Below are 23,513 nucleotides of genomic sequence, written 5' to 3'. Positions count from 1 at the left end.
CTATTTAGAGGTGTTTGAAACATGGGGCGAATCGCCTTAGGCATCGAGTATGATGGTGCATCGGTACATGGTTGGCAACGTCAAAAAGACGTGGCTAGCGTGCAAGAATACCTAGAGAAAGCACTCACCGTTATCGCAAATAAGCCTATTATAGTATTTTGTGCTGGTCGCACCGATGCTGGTGTACATGCAACTGGCCAGATAGTCCATTTTGACAGCGATGTAGAGCGTCCAGAGCGTGCTTGGACACTCGGTATAAACGCTAACATGCCTGACACGATCGCCGTAACCTGGGCCAAACCTGTCTCTGATGATTTTCATGCCCGCTTTTCGGCTACCCATCGTCGTTATCGCTACGTTATTTATAACTCCCGTATGCGACCTGCTATCCTGCACAATGGTGTTACTCACGAATACCGCGAGTTAGACGCAGAAAAAATGCATGAAGCCGCACAGGCGCTGGTAGGGGAGCACGATTTCACTACATTCAGGGCTTCGCTGTGCCAAAGCAAAACGCCTCACCGAACCGTAAGTAGCGTGAGTGTACATAGGCAAGGTCGTTATGTGGTGTTAGATATCCGTGCGAATGCGTTTTTGCATCATATGGTACGTAACATCACGGGTTCACTGCTTTGCATTGGGGCAGGAGAGCAACCTGTCGATTGGATGGCGCATCTACTTACCCTAAAAGACCGTGCAAAAGCCGCTACCACCGCCAAACCTAATGGGTTGTATTTGGTAGATGTGACTTACCCTGAGCACTTCGGTATACCAAAATCATCTCTAGGGCCTCTTTTTCTTCCAGAATCTTAAGAGCGTGAACGGTAGCAATGGGTTACCGTTCAACTTCTTAGACCAGTTTTGTTTTTTCCATTTTACTGTATTGTGGTCTAATAGCGCGCTATATTAGGTGGTTGTACTAACGTAGTGCGTATTTTTCTCTTGCGCTACAATAAAGTAACCGAAATATTCATGTAGTATTGACACAAAGCACGAATGAAAAAACAGTGTCGGTGCGCTAATAAATATAAAGGATTCCTTTTCCATGAGCTGGATTCAAAAAATTCTTCCGCGTACGCAAACATCCACAAAAGGTAATGTACCTGAGGGGATTTGGACAAAATGCGGCTCTTGCCAAGCTGTGTTGTACAAAACTGAGTTGGAAAAACTTCAAGAAGTTTGCCCTAAGTGCGATCATCACATGCGTATTACGGCCCGTCGCCGTATAGACGGCTTTCTTGATGAAGGCGACCGCGTAGAACTTGGTGGTGAATTTGAACCACAAGATATCTTAAAATTTAAAGATTCAAAACGTTATAAAGACCGAATCGTAGCCGCGCAAAAGCTAACCAATGAAAAAGATGCCTTGGTAGTTATGCAAGGCAAACTAAAAGGTATGCCAGTTGTAGTAGCCAGTTTCGAATTTGCCTTTATGGGGGGCTCAATGGCCTCTGTGGTAGGTGCTCGCTTTGTTGCTGCGGTAAACGCTTGTCTTGAAAACAACACGCCACTTATTTGTTTCTCTGCTAGTGGTGGTGCACGTATGCAAGAAGCGCTTATGTCGCTAATGCAAATGGCAAAAACATCTGCGGCATTGGCAAAAATGAGCAAAAAAGGTTTACCTTACATTTCTGTGCTAACAGACCCAACAATGGGCGGTGTTTCTGCCAGTTTAGCGATGCTAGGTGATGTTAACGTTGCTGAGCCAAAAGCGTTGATTGGTTTTGCTGGTCCTCGTGTTATCGAGCAAACAGTACGCGAAAAGCTACCACAAGGTTTCCAGCGTAGTGAGTTCCTTGTCGAGAAAGGCGCTATTGATATGATTGTTGACCGCAGGGAAATGCGTGATAAATTACACGGCTTGTTACTTAAGCTGCATCATCAGAATTAGTGAATACACAAAAAAATCAAAATACTGACTCAACAACCACGTTGAGTCAGTGGCTTTCTCATCTTGAATCTATTCATCCAAGTGCCATTGATATGGGGCTTGAACGCGTTAAATCTGTGGCAAATGCCATGGGTATCCATCTAAAAGACTCTCTACTTATTACCGTGGCCGGTACTAACGGTAAAGGCACAACTTGCCGCTTGTTAGAGCAAGCTATGCTTGCGCAAGGTAAAACCGTCGCGGTGTTTGGTTCTCCTCATCTAGTGAGTTACTGCGAGCGTGTGCGGCTAAACGGTGAATTGGCTGAAGAAGGCGCATTTTGCCGTGCTTTCGAGCTTATCGAAAAAGCCCGAGGCGATATCACGTTAACCTATTTTGAATTCGGCACCTTAGCTGCAATGAAAATGATGCAGGATTGGGGTGTTGATGTGGCCGTATTGGAAGTAGGGCTAGGGGGAAGGTTAGATGCCACCAATATTCTCGACCCAGATTTAGCCATCATTACTACCATTGACCTTGATCACCAAGACTGGCTGGGTGATACCCGCGAAGCAATTGCTCGTGAAAAAGCCGGTATAATGCGAAAAAATGGTAAAGCTGTTATTGGTGAGCTTTTTCCACCAAGTTCGCTACGTGAAGTTGTGTTTGAATTAGATGTTGATGCTCGATGGGCGCAGCAAGACTTTTTCATTGTTGATAATACCGCGCCTGACTATAGCCTTAGCGCTAGCACCAGTCGAACGTGGCAATGGAAGGGTAAGCATACTGAATTTACCCAGCTACCATACCCGCATATTCCGCAGCAAAATGCAGCAACGGCACTTGCGGCACTGGAATTATTGGACTTACTGCCAGATGAAACAGCGATAAAGCAGATTATTGCCAATACCCGTTTGCCAGGCCGCCAGCAAGAAATTAGCCATAACCCGCTAGTGGTGGTGGATGTCGCGCATAACCCCCAAGCAACCAACGCAATGCGGGAATGGCTTAAACGTTACCCCGCAAGTAAAATACGCGTGGTAGCGGGTATGTTAAAAGACAAATCTATTGTAGAAACCCTTGCGCCTTTGTCATCGCTGAATGCACAATGGTACTTAGCAAGCACTTCAGGCCCTCGAGGGTGCGATGCAGACGTGCTAGCGGATGCACTTTTGGATGCTCAGCTTGATAAAAGCTATATCCAAACCTTCAATGATGTGACTAATGCTTATAAAGCAGCACGTAATGATTACCATGAAGGCGAACTTATATTGGTCTTTGGTTCCTTTGTTACCGTGGCTGAAGTGTTAAATTATACCAACGCAAATGAACAACAATAAAATCGAACAATAAGTTCAACAGGAGATAATAGTGACGTCGGCATTAAAGAATAGACTCGTGGGCACCATCATCATTGTGGCGCTGGCAGTTATTTTTTTACCAGACTTTCTCGATGGCAAGAAGCAAACCAATAAAGAACCGTTTGTATCTGTTCCTGCAAGTCCCCCTAAGAAACCTATTGTAGAGCCCGAAGCCTTTCCAAGTGAGCGGGTAGCTAAAGCTGCACAGTTGCCCGTAACGGTAACGGATGATAAGGCGTTGGATGATGAAGGTGCAACGTCCAATGTGCCCAGTGAGACTCAAGCGTTGCCTGAGCCGGTAGAGGCTTCAATAACGCCAGAAGATTCTCTTGCCAGTCAAACCATTGTTGAAGCACCGGATTCATCTACTGTGGATGACGCAGGTTGGGTTATACAACTTGGCAGCTTTCGCCATGAGAAAAACGTAAAGTCATTATTGAATAAGCTTGAAAAAGCGGGATATCGTGCGTTTAGCCGCCGGATAATGACTAACTCTGGCCCGCTTAACAAAGTGTTTGTTGGGCCAGACTTAGAAAAACAAAAATTAGAGGCAGCATTGCCACATTTACGTGAACTCACTGACCTGAAAGGGAAGGTCACCACGTTTAAAGTAGAATAGTGTAAACCCATTTATACACAGCACTTTCTACGCTATGAAAATCAGAAGCTAAAAATATTACACATTGGTAATCTTTCTGGCTTCTGTTAGAATGCGCGCCATCTCGCCAACGGCATGTCGCTACTAACAACTTCCGCGACTATAACGCAATTAAGAGACAATGAACTGGGTAGACTTTTCCATATTGGGTATCGTTGCGGTATCTACCTTAATAAGCCTTATTAGAGGGTTTGTTAAAGAAGCCATCTCTCTTGTGGTATGGTTTGGCGCACTCTTTATTGCCAGCCATTTTTATGCCGACTTAGCCGTATACTTTACTGCCATCGATGATTTGTATCTTCGAAATGGCGCTGCCATTGCCGCTTTATTTGTATCAACTCTGATGTTAGGCGGCATGTTAAATTTTGCAATTGGACAACTGGTTCAGGCAACAGGCCTGTCAGGTACCGATCGCGTTTTAGGCATTGTATTTGGAGCGCTCCGCGGAGTACTTATCGTTAGTGCGCTTCTCTTTTTCATGGACACTTTCTCTGCTGCTGCCTCATCGCAGTGGTGGCAAACGTCGGTACTTATTCCCGAATTTGGTGTCATTATTGAGTGGTTTTTCACGTATGTGAAAGGCTCCTCCAGTTTCTTAAATCCCGCTTGATATAGGTAACGCACATGTGTGGTATTGTCGGAATAGTTGGTAAAACACCAGTAGCTCAGTCTTTGTACGATGGTTTAACGGTAATCCAACATCGTGGACAGGACGCTGCTGGAATAATGACCATCGACCAAAATATGTTTAATTTGCGTAAGGCAAATGGTTTGGTTCGTGATGTATTTCATACGCGTCATATGAAGCGCTTATCGGGTAATATGGGTATTGGGCACGTTCGCTATCCTACCGCAGGTACCTCGAGTTCAGCCGAAGCACAGCCATTCTATGTGAACTCACCGTTTGGTATTGCTTTTGCGCACAATGGTAACTTAACCAATGCTCACGATTTGCAAGAAGAAGTATTTCGAATTGCCCGTCGTCACATTAACACCACATCTGATTCAGAGTTGTTGTTAAACATTCTTGCTCACGAGCTACAGCAAGTGGCAGGGCTAAGTGTTACTGCTGAACATATCTTTGAAGTAGTAACCAAAGTACACAAGAAAATTCGCGGTGCTTACGCGGTGGTAGCCGCAATTATCGGCCAAGGTATTGTGGCATTTCGTGACCCACACGGTATTCGCCCGTTAGCGCTAGGTAAGCGTATGACAGAGCTTGGCGAAGAGTGGATGGTAGCATCAGAAAGTGTGGCACTGGATGCGGTAGGCTTTCAATTCATCCGCGATGTGTCGCCAGGTGAGGCGGTGTACATTACTGAAAATGGCGAGCTTCATACCAGACAATGTGCTGAGAACCCCATTACCTCACCCTGTATTTTTGAGTTTGTGTATTTTGCACGTCCAGATAGCTTTATCGACGGTATTTCAGTTTATGCGTCTCGCGTGAATATGGGCCGTCGATTGGGTGAGAAAATTTCTCGTGAATGGAGTGATTTAGACATTGACGTCGTTATTCCTATTCCCGAAACGTCTATGGATGTGGCACTTCAAATTGCCAACACTTTAGATTTGCCGTACCGTCAGGGCTTTGTGAAGAATCGCTACATTGGCCGTACGTTCATTATGCCTGGCCAAACTATGCGTAAGAAGTCTGTGCGCCGTAAGCTAAACGCTATCTCGTCTGAATTTAAAGGCAAGAACGTACTGTTGGTTGATGACTCTATTGTTCGTGGTACTACATCAGGCCAAATTATTGAGATGGCCAGAGAATCTGGTGCTAAGAAGGTATACTTCGCCTCTGCAGCGCCTGAAATACGTTTTCCTAACGTGTATGGTATCGACATGCCTTCTGCCAACGAATTGATTGCCTATGGCCGAGAAATTGATCAAATAGCCGACCTTATTCAAGCTGACGGCCTTATCTTCCAAGATATCACTGATTTAGTGGAAGCTGTAAGGGAAGAAAATGATGCAATTCAACGTTTTGAAACTTCAGTCTTCGACGGTAACTACATTACCGGTGATGTAGACCAAGACTACCTTGAACGTATTGATATCTCGCGTGGAGAGAAGTCTCGTGAAGCGCCAATTCTGCAAGCAGAGTTGAGCAATTTAGATATGCACAATATCGATTCAAACGACTAGGCCATTTGCCAGCAGATAGTTATGGCTATGTGGTTAACTCATAAAAAAAGCCGCTATTAAGCGGCTTTTTTGTGTTTATTATTTTATGGCTGAATGGGTAAAGTAATTAACACTTTCTTTTTATTCGCTAGCTGGCGAAAATAGGGCCTGTTGTAATACCCCACAATAGTACTGCGCCAGTCATTAGAATAACCATTAACACGAGTCCACAGGTAACCACTGAGCTGGAATAGATAAACCCTTTTTCTTGTGGCAATTGCATCAACAAAGGCACACCAGAAAAAAGCAGATAGACTGAATAACCTACACCAACTAATAGTGCTGCCATTACCACCCAAAGCTCAGGGTACAAACCAGCAAAGCCCACCATAAATAATGGAGTAGCGGTGTAAGCGGCTAACTCTAATGATTGCGTGAAAGTAGTTGATGATTCAAACGCTTTAGCGAGCTCATGAATGACTACAGCCAAGGCTACTACGCCAGCAACTAAGCCGAAATACATACCCGTCGCCATTAATAGCGCACTGCTTTCGCTTAATTTTATTAGGTCTGAGCCCATACTCCAACCTGTGTAGGCCGTTGAGTAATACGCCACAATAGTGGGTATTAACGCAATAATAGCAATGTGGCTAAAAGCGTAGAAAAAGGTTTCTTGGCGTCGATCGATATTACGGCATTCTTCTTTTGGATGCGTGTACATCCCAATAACATGGTTTAAAAGCATTGTCCTTCGCCTCTGAGAAAGTCTGAAGAGTATTATTTATTATAAGAATCAATGTTAATGCTGAAGTATAAAATGCAACATTTATTTTACACGGCAATTTTGCTACAGGATGATGAATCAGTCAAATAAATAGTGTGAAAAACAGGGCCTAAAATGCACTTATTTAGCTAATTGATGAAGGTGCACCAAGATGGGTCGAAGTCAGGCAGTCATTTGAGAGAAATGATGGCTAAATAGCCTAACAAATATAAGGATTATCTTAGGTAATGCGATGCCATCAATTAGGTATGAGCAACCAGATTTGGACATATTAACAAGAGGTAATAGTAGCTATGCAAGACTAAAAGGGAGTGAAACGAGAAGGTAGCAAGAAACGATGAGTTAAACGCGCGGCATGACACCACGAACTTCCACCCCTTCATTTTAGAAAGCCTGTAAGGGCGTTATAAATACCTTAAGCTGGAAGCCCGCTATGGAATTTAAAATCGCTGTCACTGGTAGTGATTAATTCAGCTTCTACCTCACCAAAGTACGCAATTCTTTCTGAAATATCTTTGCCCGCGATATCGGTGGCCAGCGACAAGTAGTCTTGATAGTGCCTAGCTTCGGAGCGAAGCAAGGAAATATAAAATTCACCAAGCTTTGCATCTACGTGGGGCGCTAATTTTGCGAATCGCTCGCAAGAGCGTGCTTCGATATAAGCGCCACATATTAGTTTGTCGACTAACGCATCTGGCTCATGAGTTTTAACGTGCCTAAGTAATCCTTTTGCGTAGCGCGAAGGGGTGATGCTTCGATACTCAATATCGAAATGGTCCATCATCTCCAATACTTGATAAAAGTGATGTAACTCTTCTTTAATCAGCAGCACCATTTTATCAATAAGGTCTTGGCCGTATTTTGAATCAGAGCGTGGGATAACAGATTTCGACAGTTTATTTTTAGATAGTAAGTCTCGCCAGTCACCTTCACGTTTATACACGTATTGCTCGAAGGGTTGCAGCCACGCCAAAAGGGCATCGCTACTTTCTTTATCGACGGCATATTTTCGAATAAGAAACATGGCCGATTGAGATGCTTTAAGCTCACAAATCAAATGATCTAAAAGCAGCATGGAAAAGTTTTCAGGCTTTGTAGCTTCTTCAACCCATGCATCTGGTGTTGTAGCGTGTAAAAACCTATTTATGGGGGCGAGTAATTCTGCTGTATTCACTGTCTTTAAAACTAAATTAGGGCTAACGTAAACCACAATTGTACCACATTCATACTTCGAACCGATGGGGGACCTAGCAAATACCAAACAATATTTGTAGGGGGAAGCGATTTGCTCGTTAATTGGCGTATAATGGGACAATGAATTACCTCGCTCATCTTTTTTTAGCCCAACCCAATGCTGATTCTCACTACGGCAATTTACTTGGCGATTTTCGCAAAGGTGTAGCACTCGCCACGCTCAGTAATGGCGTTAGTAAAGGCCTAGAAAACCACTATACGGTAGATAAGTTTACTGACAGTCATGCTAGTGTGAAACAAGCAAAAGCGCTGTTTAAACCTGAGCACAGGCGTTTTGCACCCGTGGCGATAGATATGCTGTTCGATCATCTATTAATTACGCATTGGGCGCGGTTCTCTAACATTCCCTTTGAATCATTTTGTGAGCACAGCTTTTCGTTATTGGAAAAGAAGCTGCCTGTTATGCCCACATCTATGCAGCGTAGTGTTTCTCATATGATTACGCACAACTGGTTTGCAGACTACGCGGAGTTTGAAGGGATAGGTTTCGCTATACAGGCGGTAGCGAAGCGCATACGATTTAAAAATGATTTTGCTCAATGCGTGCAAGATATAGAAGCAAACTTCACGCCCTTGAATAGCCTATTTCTAGGCTTTTTTCCTGCCCTAATTGAACATGTTCAGCAACACGGGCCTGAGCGCGGTACTCCCAGCGGACTTATCACGGTTTAGATTCGCTCCTCGGCAAAAATACCTGCCGTCACCAACTGTTGTAATTGGTATTGGCATTGAGTCCTAAGGGTATCTCTTAGCAACCTTACGGCGGGCGTTATGGATTGCCTACTAGGGCAAATTAGCCATAATTGGGTAGGTTTAACAATATAGTCAGGCATTAACGCCACTGCGCGGTTATTAAGTAGGTCGTCGCACATGTCTAAACTAGACTTTACCGCAAGGCCATGACCATTCACACACCATCTTCGCACCATGTCGCCGTCATTAGCAGCACGGTTACCCTGCATTTTAATTTTCACGGGTTGATTGTTGCGGGTAAGTTCCCACTCGTTATAAATAATATCGTGTAGCTGATAAAAAAGGCCGTTGTGTTTAGGTAAGTCTTCTAAGGTTTTTGGTGTGCCGTGCTTCTTTAAATAAGCGGGGGAGGCGACCAACAACCTAGGGACCTCACATATTTTAAAGCCGTATAAACTGGCATCGTTTGGCGAGCCGTAACGAAGGGCGATATCAACAGGGTCGCGATAAAAATCGATATTGCTGTCACTTAAATGCAGCTTCATGGTGATACCAGTGTGCTCATCCATAAAGCTATTAAGCCTAGGGGCAATAACATTGCGGCCTAAATCTGACGATAAGCCTATGCGTAATTCGCCCTCAATATTTCCCGTATCTTCTTGCAAGTTTTGCTTTGCGTGTTCAAGCATGGTGATGGCTTGCTCGCAAACAGGTAAATAACGCTCACCCGCAGCAGAAAGGCGAAGCGAACGAGTTGTTCGAATAAAAAGGTCGGAACCTAGCGTACTTTCAACTCGTTTAACTGCAGCACTAGCAGTTGCTGTGCGCATGTCTAAGCTAGATGCTGCGGCAGTAATACTGCGAAACTCAGCGACCTTTAAAATAACAATGAGATCTTCAAGTAACATAGATTATCTATTTTCTATTGAAAATGTTTCAAATATTGTGCTGTTTAATTTGAAACAGTCAAGGCGTATTATATTCTCATTGCATATGAATATGCACATTCGTTCAGTATTTTACTTAAGCAGAAGGGGATTTCTCGATGAAAGCAATTGGATACACTACATCTTTACCTATAACAGATGAAAACGCACTAACGGATGTAGAGCTTGCCAAGCCTGCCGCGTCGGGACGGGATGTGTTGGTGAAAATCAATTCTATTGCCGTTAACCCAGTAGATTTTAAAATTCGCCAACGTGTATCGCCTGAAAATGGTGAACCTAAAATTTTGGGGTGGGATGCGGTAGGTGAAGTGGTTGAAGCTGGTGATGATGTAGAAACCTTGGAAGTAGGTGATAGAGTGTATTACGCGGGCGATTTAACGCGCCAAGGCACTAATGCTGAATTCCAGTTAGTAGACGAACGCATTGTTGGCCGTGCTCCGAAAAGCTTGTCTGATAGCGAAGCGGCGGCATTACCGCTTACCGCGATAACTGCATGGGAATTATTGTTCCAACATTTGGCGCTTGAAAAACAACAAGCGGGTAATACCAAGAAAACTGACGAAACCGTGTTGGTAGTAGGCGCGGCTGGCGGGGTTGGTTCAATCATGCTTCAACTGCTAAAAACCTTAACCGGTGCTACGGTTATTGCCACTGCTTCTCGTGAAAGTTCTATACAGTGGGTTAAGAGCTTGGGTGCTGATTATGTCGTTAACCACCGCCAACCATTAGCTGAACAAATTACTGCGCTAAATATTGGGCCAGTTACACATGTGGCAAGCTTGAACGCCACTGATGCATATCTCGATGCCTACGTAGAAATCATGAAGCCTATGGGTAAAATTGCGCTTATTGACGACCCTGAAGCATTAGATATTTCAAAGCTCAAGCCTAAAAGTATATCGTTGCATTGGGAGTTTATGTTTACCCGTTCAATGTTCCAAACAGAAGATATGAGCGCCCAAGGTGAGTTGCTATCCGATGTTGCCGCGTTAATTGATGCAGGCCACGTAAAAACGACAGTAGGCAAGCATTTGGGTAAGATTAATGCGGCGAACTTAATTGAAGCGCATAAGACCCTAGAAGCAGGCACAGCAATTGGAAAAATCGTTTTAGAAGGTTTCTAACTTGTTTGTTGGGGGATCGTATATCGAGTTTGATGTGATAAAACTAGCTCAATGCAATTTTGACTAGCGAAACATAACGTATTCAACGTGGCGTACTAAGTGGTACGTCACGTTTATCATCCTATTCACGTTTTTATTTAGTACCTGCCTATACAAGGTTTTTTAGTAAAAATACTACAGCTGATTGCATTTTGAACAAATGATTGATTGTTTTTGCGTTTTCTCCCAGTGGTCAGCTTTTATACCTTAGAGGTTCTGTTATTGTACTAATCCTCAATTCGCTATCTTCTTATTAACAATTTTTACCCTACACCCATTGTTAATAAATTCTAAAAAGGCGAAGTGTTAAAAACGGAACTTATAATATGAATATAAAAAAATTTACCCTTACGTTATTAACGGTGGGCATAACTATGTCGCCTTTTACCCTGCAAGCAACAGAACACCCTAATCTTATTCTTACCAAACCTGGTGTGGAAAGAATGAGAGACAATTTAGGCCAAGTTCCCCTGTTTGACACAACATTATCAAGTGTTAAACAGGAAGTAGATGCAGAAATTGCTATGGGAATAGATACGCCTATTCCTAAAGACTTTTCAGGCGGTTATACCCATCAACGCCACAAGCAAAACTTCTTTGTAGCTCAAAAAGCCGGTGTGTTGTATCAGGTATTGAACGACAAAAAATACGCAAAATACATTCGCGATATGTTGTTTCAGTATGAAGCCATGTACAAAGATTTACCGCTTCACCCTCAAGAACGCTCGTATTCACGTGGTAAATTGTTTTGGCAGTGCTTAAACGACAGTAACTGGTTGGTTTACATGAGCCAAGCTTATGATGCCATTTACGATTATCTTTCTGCTGAAGAACGGGAAACGCTAGAAACGAATTTGTTCCGTCCGTTCGCTGATTTTATCTCACTAGAGAACCCGCAGTTTTTCAATCGCGTTCACAACCATAGCACGTGGGGCATCGCGGCGGTCGGTATGATTGGCCTAGTAATGAACGACGAAGAACTTATTCAGCGTGCCTTGTATGGTATTGAAGATGATGGTTTAGAAGTAGGCGGTAAAGATAACGACGGTGGCACCATTAAGGTAGAAGGTCAGCGCAAAGGCTTCTTTGCTAACTTAGAAGAACCTTTCTCGCCCGATGGCTATTATACCGAAGGACCATATTACCAACGCTATGCAATGTATCCTTTCCTTATTTTTGCTTTAGCAATGGACAACAGCCGTCCAGACTTAAAAGTACTTCAGCACAAAGACAATGTGTTATTGAAAGGCGTAAACGCGCTTCTTAATTTGTCTGATGCTGATGGTGAATTCTTCCCAATTAACGATGCCCAAAAAGGGATGTCTTATTACAAGAGCTCCTTGGTGAGTGCGGTGGATTTAGCTTATTTCTACGGTGATAAGAATCCACAACTGCTTAGTGTTGTTGAAAAACAAGGCGAAGTGTTATTGCAAGAATCAGGGCTACAAGCGGCAATTGACGTTCGCGATGGTAAGGTTGAACCTTTTATCAAGCAATCAGTGAACTTAAGTGACGGCGTGAATGGCAAGCAAGGTGGCATAGGTGTGTTGCGCCAAGGTGATGAAGATATGACCTTGGTGTTTAAGTATGCGGGCCAAGGCTTAAGTCATGGCCATTACGACAAACTTTCTTTTTCAATGTATGAAAAAGGCGAGGAAGTATTACAAGATTACGGTTTAGCTCGTTTTGTAAATATTGAGCAAAAAGGTGGCGGTAACTACTTAAAAGAAAACAAAACGTGGGCGAAAACCACCATTGCGCACAACACGTTGTCAATAAATCAGAAGAAACATTTTAACGGCGATTACGATATTGCAAGTCAGCATCATTCTGAATTATTTACTTTTGATGCTGAACGTGAAGATATCAAAGTGGTGAGTGCGACAGAAGAAAATGCGTACCCTGGTACCTTGATGCACCGCACTATGGCTATGGTCGCTAACGACAACTTCGAAAAGCCGTTCGTGTTAGACATTATGCGTGTTGAGTCAGATAAGAAAAATCAGTATGACTTTCCGTTCTACTATTTTGGCCAAGTATTAGATATGAACTTCAAATACGATACGCCAACGAGCCTGAATCCGTTAGGTGATGATAATGGCTATCAACATTTATACGTTGAAGGAAAAGGCGATGCGGCTGACCACAACACTCAGTTTTCGTGGTTGAGTAATGGTAAGTATTACACCATCACATCTATCACTAACAGTGAAGATGAAGTGTTTGTTACCCGTATAGGCGCTAACGACCCTGAGTTTAACTTACGACGCGATCCTGCCATCATGCTTCGCAGAAGTGATACACAGGATACCCTGTTCGTATCGGTAGTAGAGCCTCATGGGTCATATAGCCCAGTAAGTGAATCATCACAGAATTCAAAAAGTAGTATTACTGATTTGAGCGTGATGATTGATAGCGAAGCCTATACAGGTATTAAAATTACCGACGTTAAAGGCACGGAGCAAGTGTTTATTATCTCCAATGAAGATGCGTCGCAAAACGCGAAACATAGTGTGAAAGTAGACGGTAAAAAGTATAGCTGGACGGGCCCTTACTTTTACCAGTAATTTGGTCGCTATAGAAATTACGGCATAAAATCAAAGCATCGTAATGACAGGTTCAAGGAAAAGTGTAAGTGAACGCTGTTTTTAAATAGCAATGCTTTTCGTAATGAAATGCGCAGTGTAACTAAAGCCGCACCAACTCCAATAGTCGTCGTTAGCATTCAGATGTTATCGGCAATCTAAAGAGCGTGCGGTTTTTCTTTTTTAAATCGCAACATCAAATGCTGAACCAAACATAAAAAGAGGGCGTAGTGAAAAGGTGAACGACAAATATTCAGCTAACTCATGAGCAGTAACGGATTGATAGCTGTACGGTATAGGAAAACGCCATGTCTACACTTTTTGTAAATGAAGAAGCTTACCCCCTCCCTGAAGATCCAAGAACCACGCTACTCGATTTTTTACATCAACATCTCTCTATGTTTGGCGCCAAAAAAGGCTGCGACCACGGTCAATGCGGTGCCTGTACCGTATTAGTTGACGGAGAGCGAATAATTGCGTGTTTGGTTTTCACCTTTCAGCTTGAAGGAAAATCGGTTACCACTATTGAAGGAATAGCCAAGAATGATGAGTTACACCCCCTACAAAAGGCCTTTGTAGAGCGGGATGCTTTTCAGTGCGGCTATTGTACTTCGGGGCAAATTTGCTCAAGTGTGGCATTGCTTGGTGAGCGAGCAGCAAAGAACCCCAGTGCGGTAACCTGTGGTCCTGATTACTCATCTAAAGAAGATATCAGGGAAAGAATGAGCGGCAATTTGTGCCGCTGTGGCGCTTATCCCAATATTGTTGATGCAATACAAGATGTTATTGCTTTGGAGCCACAATAATGAACCCCTTTAGCGTACAGCATATAAAGCATACTCAAGATATTACCGGTTTATCAACCGAAGACCGCGCTAAGTATATTGCTGGAGGTACTAATCTTATCGACTTGATGAAACTTCAGGTTGAAACCCCTTCACAGTTGATTAATTTAAGCCAATGGGAAGATGAGCAGAGTATTACTGAATACGACGATCATTATCGTGTTGGTGCCATGGTTACGAATACGGCACTCGCCAACTATGCCTATCACAAGCCATCACTCTCCTTGCTATCTCAAGCATTATTAAGCGGCGCCACGGTACAACTTCGAAATAGAGCGACCACCGGAGGCAATCTACTACAACGAACGCGGTGCTACTATTTTTACGATACCACTAATGCCTGCAATAAGCGCCAACCTGGTTCAGGGTGTGCGGCATTAACAAGCATGAACCGTATTCATGCCATTTTAGGTACTAGTGATGATTGCATTGCCACTCATCCATCAGACATGGCTGTAGCTATGATAGCCCTAGATGCAAAAGTGCTGCTAACCGCAAAATCAGGTGAGGAAAGGGGGGTACCAGTACGTGAATTTTACTGCGAGCCCGGTAGTACACCTCATATAGAAAATATTCTCGAGAATGAAGAGGTTATTACTGCCGTCATTATTCCAAAACAACGTCATGGCAGCCAATATTACCGTAAGGTGCGTGACCGTTCTTCTTATGCCTTTGCTTTGGTATCGGTAGCTGCTGGGCTTGTGGTAAAAGGCAATAGAATTGAAAAGGTTACATTAGGCTTTGGCGGGGTAGGAACTAAACCTTGGTTCCCTGCGAGCGCTATTAAAATGCTTATAGGCGCTGAGTTTTCTGATGAAGTTTTAGACCTCGCTATTGATGCTGAGTTGGCCGATGCGAAGGTATATGGCAGTAACAATTTCAAACCTGATTTACTCCGTAATACATTCAAAAGCGTACTGAATTCACTTTATGAACATCAGTGTGAAAATGATGATTACGAAGGAGCGCTTTATGAAAATTGATACTTCGAAAAACGTATTAGGAAAGCCGATAAATCGTGTAGATGGTGTTTTAAAAGTAACTGGACACGCACGTTATGCAGCCGAGCAGCAGTTCGATGAAAAAGCGTTAGTGGGGTGGCTGGTAGCTTCCGACACTGCCGTAGGAGAAATTACTCATTTATCAACAGAGAAAGCTGAAAAGGCAGAGGGCGTGCATGCTGTACTAACCTATAAAAATGCTGGACCGCTTAAGCCATTCAGTAAGCCCGCAAGCGAAAGCCGTTTTACGCAGAGTAGGGCTGTACTAAACGAGCCTCATATTCGTCATTTTGGTGCGCCAGTTGCTTTAGTCATTGCTGATACATTGGAGCAAGCCCGTTATGCTGCGAGTTTGGTTGAGTATACGATTGATGCTAAAAGTCCAGATTTGCTTCTATCTTCAGAGCAGGCCACTACCGTGCCTGATTCCCTTGATGGCGGATTTGAAGCTGATGTCGAAAGTGGAAATAGCAGCCATGATAAAAAGGCAGTGGAGATAGAGGCTGACTATACCACCCCCTCTCAAATATCCGCGGCCATGGAGCCACATGCAACCATTGCAAACTTTGATGGCGAAAAGCTAAGCGTGTATACCAGTGTGCAAATTATTGCATCAGCAGTGGAAGCGTTAGCGGTTACTTTCGAATTAGATGAAGAGAACATTGAGGTGAAAAGCCCCTTTATTGGGGGAGGTTTTGGTTCTAAACTAGGTTTGCATTACGATGCCGTATTGGCCTGTTTAGGGGCGCGATATTTGAAGCGACCGGTGAAGGTTGTTCTAAGCAGACGCCAGGTATTTTACAATGCGCCTCATAGAGGACATAGTTTTCAGCAGATGCATTTGAGTTGCGACAGTGATGGTTTGATAGGTGATATTGAACATCATAGTGCTATGCCGAAAGCAAAAGGTTACGAGTTTGCCGAGGCTACTGGAGCGGGAGCACGTGTAACGTATGCTGCAGAATTTATAAACAGTACCCATAGAATAAAGGATGCAGACACCCCGCTTATCGATTCTACACGTTCGCCTGGCGATGCCATTGGCTCGCTGGCGTTTGAATCGGCCATAGATGAATTAGCCCTAAAAGCGGGGATAGATCCGCTTACCTTTCGAATTAAAAACCTACCTGAAGTTCACCCTGTTAGTGGTAAGCGCTTTACTACCCATAGGTTGGGAGATTGCTTACAAGAAGGGGCACAGAAATTTGGGTGGCAATATAAACCAGCGCCCAAGCCTGGGAAATTAATAGGCCATGGTGTGGCAAGTGCTATGCGTATGAACGTTCTGGTACCCAGTGCAGCCAGCATAAGCCTCGACAGCAATGGAAAGCTTACTGTGCGTTCGGATATGACAGATATCGGAACGGGATCTTACACCATTTTGGCGCAGATAGCGGCAGGCGCATTCCATTCACAGCTTGATAGTGTAGATGTACAACTTGGTGATAGCAGCTTGCCACCATCCTGTGGTTCTGGGGGCTCTTTCGGCGCGGCAAGTACAGGCTCAGCATTAATGAAGGCCTGCGAGTTGTTGAAGCAATCGTTGAAGAAAACACTCAAACAAAAGTTGCCAAACCTTACGTCGGAATGTGAGTTGGTGTTAGAAGGCAACATGCTGGTGGTTTACGAAACCGATGTGGACACCCACACTACAACAAATCTGGACACACACATTAAGAGAACAGATGTGGACACACACACTAATAGTAGTGAGCCGCAGCGTTTTCTTTTAAGTGAGCTTATCGATAAGGATAATTTTCCACTAACTGAAATAGGTGAAGTGGGAGAAGATGATACAAGTGAAGACGAACAGTATTCTTGTGGCGCTCATTTCGTAGAAGTGGAAGTGGACACCCACACAGGTGAAGTGCGACTGAAAAGACAATATGGCATTTTTTCAGCGGGTAAAATCCTCAATGTTAAAACGGCGTCTTCGCAAATTAAAGGCGGTATGGTGTGGGGGGCAGGGTATGCACTTACCGAAGCCATTCATCATCACACCGATTCGGCCAGTTTTATCAACCCCGACTTCGGCGAGTATCATATTGCAGTTAACCGCGATATTGCTGATGTCACCTTAGATTTCTTAGAAACGCCAGATTATGAAGCATCTCCTATTGGCGCCAAAGGCATTGGCGAACTCGGTATTACAGGCGCAGGAGCTGCTATTGCCAATGCGATTGCAGATGCAACGGGCGTGCGAATTCGAGAATTTCCGATCACAATGGATAAGGTAATGGAAGGACTGCAAAATAAGCGTGGAGGTTAGGCATGAGGTTCGTTAAGGATATATGGCGAACCAATAGGCTTTAACCGAAAGAGTAGTAACTATTATATTCAATTTTGGAAAGATAAAATTATGTGTGACTCATAATTCGCAAGGACGCGATGAGTCACACGTCGAGAGGTTTGATATAAATTGTGTGATTCATGGACATCATTTCAATATATTATGACTCTATGAACAAAGAAATTAAACAGCGTTTAAAGTGGATTGAGCTATACGAAGAGACCAATAATGCGGGCCTAGTTTGTCGTCGGTGTGGATTGAACAAACACCGCTTTGGGAAGACGTTCACGCTAACTACGAAACTGAAAAAGAACGCATTCAGCTATCGAATTATCAGCGTGATCTTCAACTCCGAAAAATGAAATGATGTCTATGAATCACACATATAAATCACATAGATTATTTTAAAATTATTTCACGTAACATATATTCCCCGGTCAAGGTACGGATTTTGGGGTACCCGGCGCTGAGTTCTTCAGACATAGTTTGATTGTCTTCCCCCCATTTTTTCATAAAAGCTTCATATTTTTTCTTACTGGGCTCCAAATCAGAGAGCTTCTCATAGGTAACGACTAATAGCATATTGAAGTCACCAGTTAATGGGAGTTCACTTGCGTATATTTTCCAGTCCTTGATGTAACCCATATCTTTTTGAATTTGGACTGCTTTAGCCCATGATTGCTGTAACCCGGCTAAATACATGTCTTCCATATTGGGGGCGACTTTAACCATGGTCATTGAGACAAGCTCGGTACCAATATCAAAATCTTCATAGATATCAAGGCGATCTTTGGCTTGTAGGTTTGTACAAACGCCAATTAACGTAAGGATTAAAAGTATAATTTTCATTCATTATCTCCTGATAATATTGAAGTGAGTTAATGCCCCCTACTTCAAATTCCAAGAGACTTGCGGAGTGTAACAGTTTTTATGGGTTGGTTAAATTTCATACAGATTTTATTTTTACTTCAATCTAAAAATCGAGTATCTCGATAGAGCTCCAATATCTAAAAGCTCCAATATTTAGACACCCATACTTCTGCAACGATATAGGGTACTTATCTATCTGAAGTTTTAGTAATTCGCTTAAACCTTCAACCTTGAGACACTCACTCAAGTTCAAACTGCTAATGCAATATAATCACATTTCTCGGGCTATAAAACAGGAGCAAATTAAGACAACCACCTTTAGGGAATGTATAGAATATCTGCTTTTAGGAGTAAATCATTTCCCTTCTCGTTGCTGGAAGTGACTTGTCAGTGAGGTTGGAACAATACGTATATCGCTTGTAACTATTGCTTGAAATCTAGCATTTTTTATAAAATGGAACGAACGCTTAGTTACTATTAGAAGAGTTGCGCTGAGGGTGCCGTTTAGGTTTATACAGTTAGTTAAGCGGTTTCCAGTATCTTCTGTCTCCGTATAGCTATTGAAAGACTAATTGACGATGAAAACTGTTTTTCAATCCCTTGGCACATGCCTTCCCAGTCAATATTTTGTAGTCCAGTGCGAACAAGAATAGGTGAGAGAATATTGGAAATATAGCCATTTTGATCCGAACGGATTTTTCTTCCCAATTTATCGACGAGCTCTAGGTAATCATCGAGTAGAAAAGGGAGCCCTTTAATTGTATTCCCGTTACCTGCAAAAGGTTGTAAATGCCGAGGTTGCTTTCCAATCCTAGCTGCAGCAACTCTTTTTTTGATACTTGTGAAATCAGATTGTTCTGGGGTTTCTGATAAACCTACGCGCAACGGATTCAAATCGACATATGCCATGCAGGCGGCCAAGGCAGCTTCATCAAGTAATGATTGAGATTTAAACCTACCCTCCCAAAAACGTCCGGTACATTCGTCTTCTTTGTTTGCTAGACGCGCAATAAACTCATTTAAAAGCCGCATAAACCAACTGATATCGTGCAACCTTTGACGATATATATTTGCTGTTGCTATTACGGATTCTATTTGGGCGTCTGAAAGTAAGCTACGCTGTTCAGCTTGCATATACTGACGGGTTAAGTTTGTGCCTTTGTGGAGCGTATGCCAACGTTTCAATACTTCGTGAGTAGTCCACGATAAGGCTTCATCTCTGTCGACATGCAAAACGACGTGTGTGTGGTTGCTCATCACTGCATAGGCACAAACGTTAATAGCGAATATACTGGCTAGTTTAATTAGCCTAGCTTCAACCCACTGACGGCGATGCTCGTAGCTCTTTCCGCTGTAATGGTCTTCACCACACAGGAACGCTCTGCGCACGCACCGCGAAATACAATGGTAGTAAGGGGTATCTTGTAAGCAGATGAGCGATTTTCGAGGGCGAGGCATAGCGTAAACTCAGTAATCTTTATAAGTGTCACAATAGTGCCGTTTACATGAATATTAATATACTGAACTTGGGGCGGGTTTGTGTGGCTGTCCAAGCTTAAGTTGCTAGTTTAAGCGAGGCATCGAAAATGAAGTTCGGTGGGTGTCCAAGTTTTGCTTAGAGAAAGTGAAAATAACCTATCGATATGAAATAAAGAAGCCCCTGAAAGGGGGCTTCTTTATGAGTTTATCGGCTACGCAATACTATTCCGCCAATGCATCGGGTTCAGGAGGTTTGGGGGCTTTTATGACAGGTGCGTTAGCAGCTGTACCTGTTAGTATTTCACTTTTGCCAGTAAGTAAGTCATCGAGGGTACCACTTTCACTGTTTACCAAGCCGACTTCCCGAAGCATTGCGTCAACTACAGGCGCATTTGCTCGGTAACTTAAAGCCGCTTGTGTGACCTGGTCTGCTAAACCGCTACCTGTCGCAACGGTTTGGCCACTACCAGATTGACCGCTCCCTTGACCGTAGCCTTGAAGAATTTTAATACCTTCGATGTTCTCAAGAGGCTTAACTGCTTGCGCGATAAGCTCAGGTAAAACTTCCATCATAGCTAGCGACTTTTGAAGTTCGATCTGTTCATCTTTAAGTGTATTTTCTGCTTCATAAAGTGCCTGTTTACCTGCGGCTTCTACGGCAAGCACTTTCTCGTCTGCTTCAGCTTGTAGCATTTTCGCATCAGCGCTGGCTTTTGCTTCCGTTAAAATGGCTTCAGCAGTATTTTCAGCAGCCTCTTTCTTTGCAGCTGCTTCAACAGTAATATTCACCGCATCACGTTCCGCTTCTTTTTGCGCATCAATGACTTCAATTTGCTTCTTACGTTCAGCATCGGCTACCAATTTAGCGGTGATAACAGCTTCTTCTTTTTCTACCTTGGTTTTCTCTGCTTCTGCGGCTTTCGCGCGCGCCGCCGATTCTTCTTCAGACTTATTTGCAACCGCAATTTGTTTTACTTGCTCAGCAACTTCTACTTCTTGCTGTTGACGAATACGCGCTTGTTCAAGAGCCTGACTTTTAGCGATTTCTTGAGTTTCTATCTCGCGAGACTTTTCAATTTCGGCAGCTTCAATTGCGCGATTTTTAGCAATCTCTGCTTCGCGCTCTTCACGCTCTTTCATTTCTCGCTGCTTCGAGATTTCCGCTTTTTGTTCTTGGCGTTTAAACGCAAGGGTTTGCTCCTGCATCAAACGGGCTTCTTCTTCATCGCGCTTTACTTCTAAAGACTGTTTCTCTGCAGCCAAGTTACGTTGTTCAATAAGAATACGGTTCTCTTGTTGAATATCGTTGGTTTCTTTGCGCTTTTCTTCAATAATTTTAGCAAGACGAGCACGACCTTCAGCATCGAATGCGTTGTTTTCATTGAAAAATTCAAGGTCGGTTTGATCGAAACCAGTTAAACTGACTGATTCCAACTCCAAACCGTTCTTTTCTAAATCGTTAGCCACACTTTGTTGCACTTTTTGTACGAAATCGGCACGTTGTTCGTGCATTTCCGTCATGGTCATCTCGGCTGCCACGGCGCGAAGCACGTCAACAAACTTAGACTCCATTAGCTTTTTAACTTCTTCAGCTCGGGTTGTGCGTGTACCTAATGTTTGCGCTGCCATAGAAATTCCGGCTGAATTAGGCGCTACACGAAGATAGAAGTCAGCTTTAACATCAACGCGCATTCTGTCTTTCGTTATAAGCGCATCTTTCTGCGTTTTTTCCACCTCTATCCGCAGTGTGTTCATATTGACTGGAATAATTTCATGTACAACAGGAAGTACAATTGCCCCCCCGTCTTTAATAACTTTTTCACCACCAAGTCCGGTTCGAACAAAGGCGGTTTCTTTGGTCGCTCGAGTGTACAGTTTGGCAAAAATAAGCCCAATAGTGATAAGGGCTACTACAATAATACCTGCAATAAATAGCAATGAAGGTAAGTTTGACGTTTGAAGGGTTTCCATACTCAGTCTCTTATTTATTATTGATAACGGGTGGCTAACCAGCTGTGGGTGGTTTTCTTAACAAGGATTACGCGCTCACCTTGCTTGAAGAGTTCATTGTCTTCAAAAGGTTCGACTAAAACATAGTGGGGCTGTGCATAATCATCGGTGAATTTAGCTTCTGCCGGATTCCCCTTCGATGCAATCCCAATAGTTATATGTGCTACCGCACCTATGAAGTCGTCGTTTTGAATAGCAGAAGTTTGAAATTTTGGAATTACAGCCGCAATTATCACACTTACTTTCGATGTGAGTAAGGTACCGACAATCGCGGAAAAAGGGAGCGTTACCCAAACGGGTAGGGTGGTATTAGCAATAGATTTGGTGGCGTAATTAGTCACAAACCCAAGTAAACCGAAAATGCTTAAAAGCACCACCAGCCATATTAGCAGCGGGACTCTATCTAAATTGAGCCAGCTCCCAAAACTAAGAATAGAGCTACTTTCTACATCAATATTTGAGCTAGGCATGTCGTCAAGCAAACCAATCATGCTTATGCCAAAAACAAGCCCCACAATTTCTATAATGAATAGAATGGCTACCGTGGCTAACGCGATACTAAACCAAAAATTCGCATCGCTCAGCAAAATATCTAACATTTACACCGTCCCTGATGATGTCTTTATTAACCTTTTTATATCACATTCTGTTTATATATCCAGTCAAAAACGACCAAACTAGGGACAGTTTTATATGATAAACCTAAAGTTTAATGACGGTGACCTTCACCTATCGCATTCCCATTTTGGTCATAAAATCCGCTAGCGCCTGCTTCTATAAAACCCTGATTTACCATGTTAGTTAAAAAGGGGTCGGTATGATCATCGCCAATGTCAGCATAATCGGTAGCTTTGTATTTATCACGGCTTTCAAAAAATGCTTCTAAGTTTACATTGTCGTCAACTGAAACTAATGACCACTCTCGGGTAGTATTCTTTTCATTAACACGAAACTGTTGGATTAGTTTTAACTCAGGTAGCCAAGCGAGCGTCATATCCACTTTGCTATTTTGATAAGTTAAATACTCAATTCTCATACAACCTTTGCCTTCAGAACGCTCTAAAGTCATTTTGTTTAGCAAAGTATTGCTAATTAATTGATAACGAAATGAAAAGTCTTTTTCTACTCGGCCGTGAATACTTTCGCCTGGCTGATATTCGATAGCGCGTTCGTGCTTATCAAAATAACGAACAGGCTTGATTAGCTTGTTTCGCACCATTGTCCAAGTTTCAGTAATGCCAACCTGGGGGTACTGATGAGCAACCGTATTGTTATAGCGCAAAAGCGAAATTTCCGTGCTATTGCCGGGAGTGAATCCGCGGCGGGTAGTGACGGTATAGTCAGCTTTCAGGTTGCCTGCTTCAAGTTCGCATTTTGTGTGGATGTCCAAGTTACTGGAGTGGGTGTCCAAATCTGTGCTAACAGACGTCGCGTGGCTAGGCGCGATAGTTAGCAGGGCTGAAATAACATACGTGGCTAAAGCTAACGAGGGTAAAACTAGGTACTTCATGTATATAAAACTCCGAAATAAGGGAGCGCAAACGCTCCCTTACGAACTGACGATAAACGTAATTTT

The 23,513-nt window shown here is 43.2% G+C and carries 20 protein-coding genes; 12 read left to right on the top strand and 8 right to left on the bottom strand.

What is annotated here, in order from left to right; genetic code table 11:
• Positions 1–21: 21 nt before the first annotated feature.
• The 6 genes from truA to purF all read left to right on the top strand — a co-directional run bounded on the left by truA (position 22) and on the right by purF (position 6,037).
• Positions 22–813: a tRNA pseudouridine(38-40) synthase TruA gene (gene truA / locus FLAVO9R_RS12630; RefSeq protein ID WP_159531827.1), complete on the top strand. Its 792-nt coding sequence runs from the start codon at positions 22–24 to the stop codon at positions 811–813.
• 232 nt (positions 814–1,045) lie between these two features.
• The gene (gene accD, locus FLAVO9R_RS12625) at positions 1,046–1,891 is read left to right on the top strand and encodes an acetyl-CoA carboxylase, carboxyltransferase subunit beta (RefSeq protein ID WP_159531825.1); all 846 of its coding nucleotides are present in this window, start codon (positions 1,046–1,048) and stop codon (positions 1,889–1,891) included.
• Positions 1,891–3,210, top strand: coding sequence for a bifunctional tetrahydrofolate synthase/dihydrofolate synthase (gene folC, locus FLAVO9R_RS12620; RefSeq protein ID WP_159531823.1), 1,320 nt, complete (start codon positions 1,891–1,893; stop codon positions 3,208–3,210). Before accD ends, folC begins: the two co-directional genes overlap by 1 nt.
• Before the next feature lie 31 nt (positions 3,211–3,241).
• On the top strand, positions 3,242–3,850 hold the full coding sequence (locus tag FLAVO9R_RS12615; protein ID WP_159531821.1) for an SPOR domain-containing protein: 609 nt from the start codon (positions 3,242–3,244) through the stop codon (positions 3,848–3,850).
• A 160-nt stretch (positions 3,851–4,010) separates the two neighbouring features.
• On the top strand, positions 4,011–4,499 hold the full coding sequence (locus FLAVO9R_RS12610) for a CvpA family protein (RefSeq protein WP_013783505.1): 489 nt from the start codon (positions 4,011–4,013) through the stop codon (positions 4,497–4,499).
• Between the two features lie 14 nt (positions 4,500–4,513).
• Positions 4,514–6,037 carry an amidophosphoribosyltransferase gene (gene purF / locus FLAVO9R_RS12605; RefSeq protein WP_159531819.1) on the top strand — a complete coding sequence of 508 codons (1,524 nt, stop codon included), beginning with the start codon at positions 4,514–4,516 and terminating at the stop codon, positions 6,035–6,037.
• 127 nt (positions 6,038–6,164) lie between these two features.
• Here purF and FLAVO9R_RS12600 read toward each other — a convergent pair whose 3' ends face one another.
• Together FLAVO9R_RS12600 and miaE are read right to left on the bottom strand one after the other, a co-directional pair.
• On the bottom strand, positions 6,165–6,761 hold the full coding sequence (locus tag FLAVO9R_RS12600; protein WP_159531817.1) for a Yip1 family protein: 597 nt from the start codon (positions 6,759–6,761) through the stop codon (positions 6,165–6,167).
• Positions 6,762–7,215: 454 nt separating this feature from the next.
• Positions 7,216–7,974 carry a tRNA isopentenyl-2-thiomethyl-A-37 hydroxylase MiaE gene (gene miaE, locus FLAVO9R_RS12595; RefSeq protein WP_159531815.1) on the bottom strand — a complete coding sequence of 253 codons (759 nt, stop codon included), beginning with the start codon at positions 7,972–7,974 and terminating at the stop codon, positions 7,216–7,218.
• 140 nt (positions 7,975–8,114) lie between these two features.
• Here miaE and FLAVO9R_RS12590 point away from each other — a divergent pair, with 140 nt between their 5' ends.
• Positions 8,115–8,726 (top strand): acyl carrier protein phosphodiesterase, encoded by a 612-nt coding sequence (locus tag FLAVO9R_RS12590; protein ID WP_159531813.1) that lies wholly within the window; start codon positions 8,115–8,117, stop codon positions 8,724–8,726.
• Here FLAVO9R_RS12590 and FLAVO9R_RS12585 read toward each other — a convergent pair.
• The gene (locus tag FLAVO9R_RS12585; RefSeq protein ID WP_159531811.1) at positions 8,723–9,655 is read right to left on the bottom strand and encodes a LysR family transcriptional regulator; all 933 of its coding nucleotides are present in this window, start codon (positions 9,653–9,655) and stop codon (positions 8,723–8,725) included. The two genes, FLAVO9R_RS12590 and FLAVO9R_RS12585, sit on opposite strands and share 4 nt — an antisense overlap.
• Before the next feature lie 137 nt (positions 9,656–9,792).
• Here FLAVO9R_RS12585 and FLAVO9R_RS12580 point away from each other — a divergent pair, with 137 nt between their 5' ends.
• The 5 genes from FLAVO9R_RS12580 to FLAVO9R_RS12560 all read left to right on the top strand — a co-directional run bounded on the left by FLAVO9R_RS12580 (position 9,793) and on the right by FLAVO9R_RS12560 (position 17,557).
• The gene (locus FLAVO9R_RS12580; protein ID WP_159531809.1) at positions 9,793–10,818 is read left to right on the top strand and encodes a zinc-binding alcohol dehydrogenase family protein; all 1,026 of its coding nucleotides are present in this window, start codon (positions 9,793–9,795) and stop codon (positions 10,816–10,818) included.
• Positions 10,819–11,183: 365 nt separating this feature from the next.
• Positions 11,184–13,424, top strand: a complete 2,241-nt coding sequence (locus tag FLAVO9R_RS12575) for a heparinase II/III domain-containing protein (RefSeq protein ID WP_159531807.1) — start codon at positions 11,184–11,186, stop codon at positions 13,422–13,424.
• Positions 13,425–13,750: 326 nt separating this feature from the next.
• On the top strand, positions 13,751–14,248 hold the full coding sequence (locus FLAVO9R_RS12570; RefSeq protein WP_159531805.1) for a (2Fe-2S)-binding protein: 498 nt from the start codon (positions 13,751–13,753) through the stop codon (positions 14,246–14,248).
• Positions 14,248–15,270 (top strand): FAD binding domain-containing protein, encoded by a 1,023-nt coding sequence (locus FLAVO9R_RS12565; RefSeq protein WP_159531803.1) that lies wholly within the window; start codon positions 14,248–14,250, stop codon positions 15,268–15,270. The genes FLAVO9R_RS12570 and FLAVO9R_RS12565 overlap by 1 nt, the downstream gene beginning before the upstream one ends.
• Complete coding sequence (locus tag FLAVO9R_RS12560) at positions 15,260–17,557, top strand: xanthine dehydrogenase family protein molybdopterin-binding subunit (protein ID WP_159531801.1); 2,298 nt, start codon at positions 15,260–15,262, stop codon at positions 17,555–17,557. The genes FLAVO9R_RS12565 and FLAVO9R_RS12560 overlap by 11 nt, the downstream gene beginning before the upstream one ends.
• A 420-nt stretch (positions 17,558–17,977) precedes the next feature.
• On the opposite strand, the gene FLAVO9R_RS12555 is transcribed toward FLAVO9R_RS12560, so the two are convergent.
• The 5 genes from FLAVO9R_RS12555 to FLAVO9R_RS12535 form a co-directional block, all read right to left on the bottom strand.
• Positions 17,978–18,427, bottom strand: a complete 450-nt coding sequence (locus FLAVO9R_RS12555; RefSeq protein WP_159531799.1) for a hypothetical protein — start codon at positions 18,425–18,427, stop codon at positions 17,978–17,980.
• A gap of 543 nt (positions 18,428–18,970) precedes the next feature.
• The gene (locus FLAVO9R_RS12550) at positions 18,971–19,906 is read right to left on the bottom strand and encodes a transposase (protein WP_159531797.1); all 936 of its coding nucleotides are present in this window, start codon (positions 19,904–19,906) and stop codon (positions 18,971–18,973) included.
• Positions 19,907–20,149: 243 nt separating this feature from the next.
• Positions 20,150–21,898 carry a flotillin family protein gene (locus FLAVO9R_RS12545; RefSeq protein ID WP_159531795.1) on the bottom strand — a complete coding sequence of 583 codons (1,749 nt, stop codon included), beginning with the start codon at positions 21,896–21,898 and terminating at the stop codon, positions 20,150–20,152.
• Between the two features lie 17 nt (positions 21,899–21,915).
• Positions 21,916–22,536: an OB-fold-containig protein gene (locus FLAVO9R_RS12540; protein WP_159531793.1), complete on the bottom strand. Its 621-nt coding sequence runs from the start codon at positions 22,534–22,536 to the stop codon at positions 21,916–21,918.
• A gap of 110 nt (positions 22,537–22,646) precedes the next feature.
• Positions 22,647–23,447 carry a hypothetical protein gene (locus FLAVO9R_RS12535; RefSeq protein WP_159531791.1) on the bottom strand — a complete coding sequence of 267 codons (801 nt, stop codon included), beginning with the start codon at positions 23,445–23,447 and terminating at the stop codon, positions 22,647–22,649.
• Positions 23,448–23,513 lie beyond the last annotated feature (66 nt).

This window comes from Alteromonas sp. 38 (genome assembly GCF_902506055.1).
Taxonomy (GTDB): domain Bacteria; phylum Pseudomonadota; class Gammaproteobacteria; order Enterobacterales; family Alteromonadaceae; genus Alteromonas; species Alteromonas lipotrueae.
The sequence above is the reverse complement of the archived record's forward strand: the minus strand, read 5'-3'. Positions and strand labels throughout refer to the sequence as shown.

Bases quoted from the DNA above. Each gene is read 5' to 3' on its own strand.
- FLAVO9R_RS12535 (WP_159531791.1), bottom strand. From the start codon at position 23,447: ATGAAGTACCTAGTTTTACCCTCGTTAGCTTTAGCCACGTATGTTATT.
- FLAVO9R_RS12565 (WP_159531803.1), top strand. From the start codon at position 14,248: ATGAACCCCTTTAGCGTACAGCATATAAAGCATACTCAAGATATTACC.
- FLAVO9R_RS12610 (WP_013783505.1), top strand. From the start codon at position 4,011: ATGAACTGGGTAGACTTTTCCATATTGGGTATCGTTGCGGTATCTACC.
- FLAVO9R_RS12590 (WP_159531813.1), top strand. From the start codon at position 8,115: ATGAATTACCTCGCTCATCTTTTTTTAGCCCAACCCAATGCTGATTCT.
- FLAVO9R_RS12550 (WP_159531797.1), bottom strand. From the start codon at position 19,906: ATGCCTCGCCCTCGAAAATCGCTCATCTGCTTACAAGATACCCCTTAC.
- FLAVO9R_RS12600 (WP_159531817.1), bottom strand. From the start codon at position 6,761: ATGCTTTTAAACCATGTTATTGGGATGTACACGCATCCAAAAGAAGAA.
- truA (WP_159531827.1), top strand. From the start codon at position 22: ATGGGGCGAATCGCCTTAGGCATCGAGTATGATGGTGCATCGGTACAT.
- FLAVO9R_RS12540 (WP_159531793.1), bottom strand. From the start codon at position 22,536: ATGTTAGATATTTTGCTGAGCGATGCGAATTTTTGGTTTAGTATCGCG.
- FLAVO9R_RS12575 (WP_159531807.1), top strand. From the start codon at position 11,184: ATGAATATAAAAAAATTTACCCTTACGTTATTAACGGTGGGCATAACT.
- FLAVO9R_RS12585 (WP_159531811.1), bottom strand. From the start codon at position 9,655: ATGTTACTTGAAGATCTCATTGTTATTTTAAAGGTCGCTGAGTTTCGC.
- FLAVO9R_RS12580 (WP_159531809.1), top strand. From the start codon at position 9,793: ATGAAAGCAATTGGATACACTACATCTTTACCTATAACAGATGAAAAC.
- accD (WP_159531825.1), top strand. From the start codon at position 1,046: ATGAGCTGGATTCAAAAAATTCTTCCGCGTACGCAAACATCCACAAAA.
- FLAVO9R_RS12560 (WP_159531801.1), top strand. From the start codon at position 15,260: ATGAAAATTGATACTTCGAAAAACGTATTAGGAAAGCCGATAAATCGT.
- purF (WP_159531819.1), top strand. From the start codon at position 4,514: ATGTGTGGTATTGTCGGAATAGTTGGTAAAACACCAGTAGCTCAGTCT.
- FLAVO9R_RS12545 (WP_159531795.1), bottom strand. From the start codon at position 21,898: ATGGAAACCCTTCAAACGTCAAACTTACCTTCATTGCTATTTATTGCA.
- FLAVO9R_RS12555 (WP_159531799.1), bottom strand. From the start codon at position 18,427: ATGAAAATTATACTTTTAATCCTTACGTTAATTGGCGTTTGTACAAAC.
- FLAVO9R_RS12570 (WP_159531805.1), top strand. From the start codon at position 13,751: ATGTCTACACTTTTTGTAAATGAAGAAGCTTACCCCCTCCCTGAAGAT.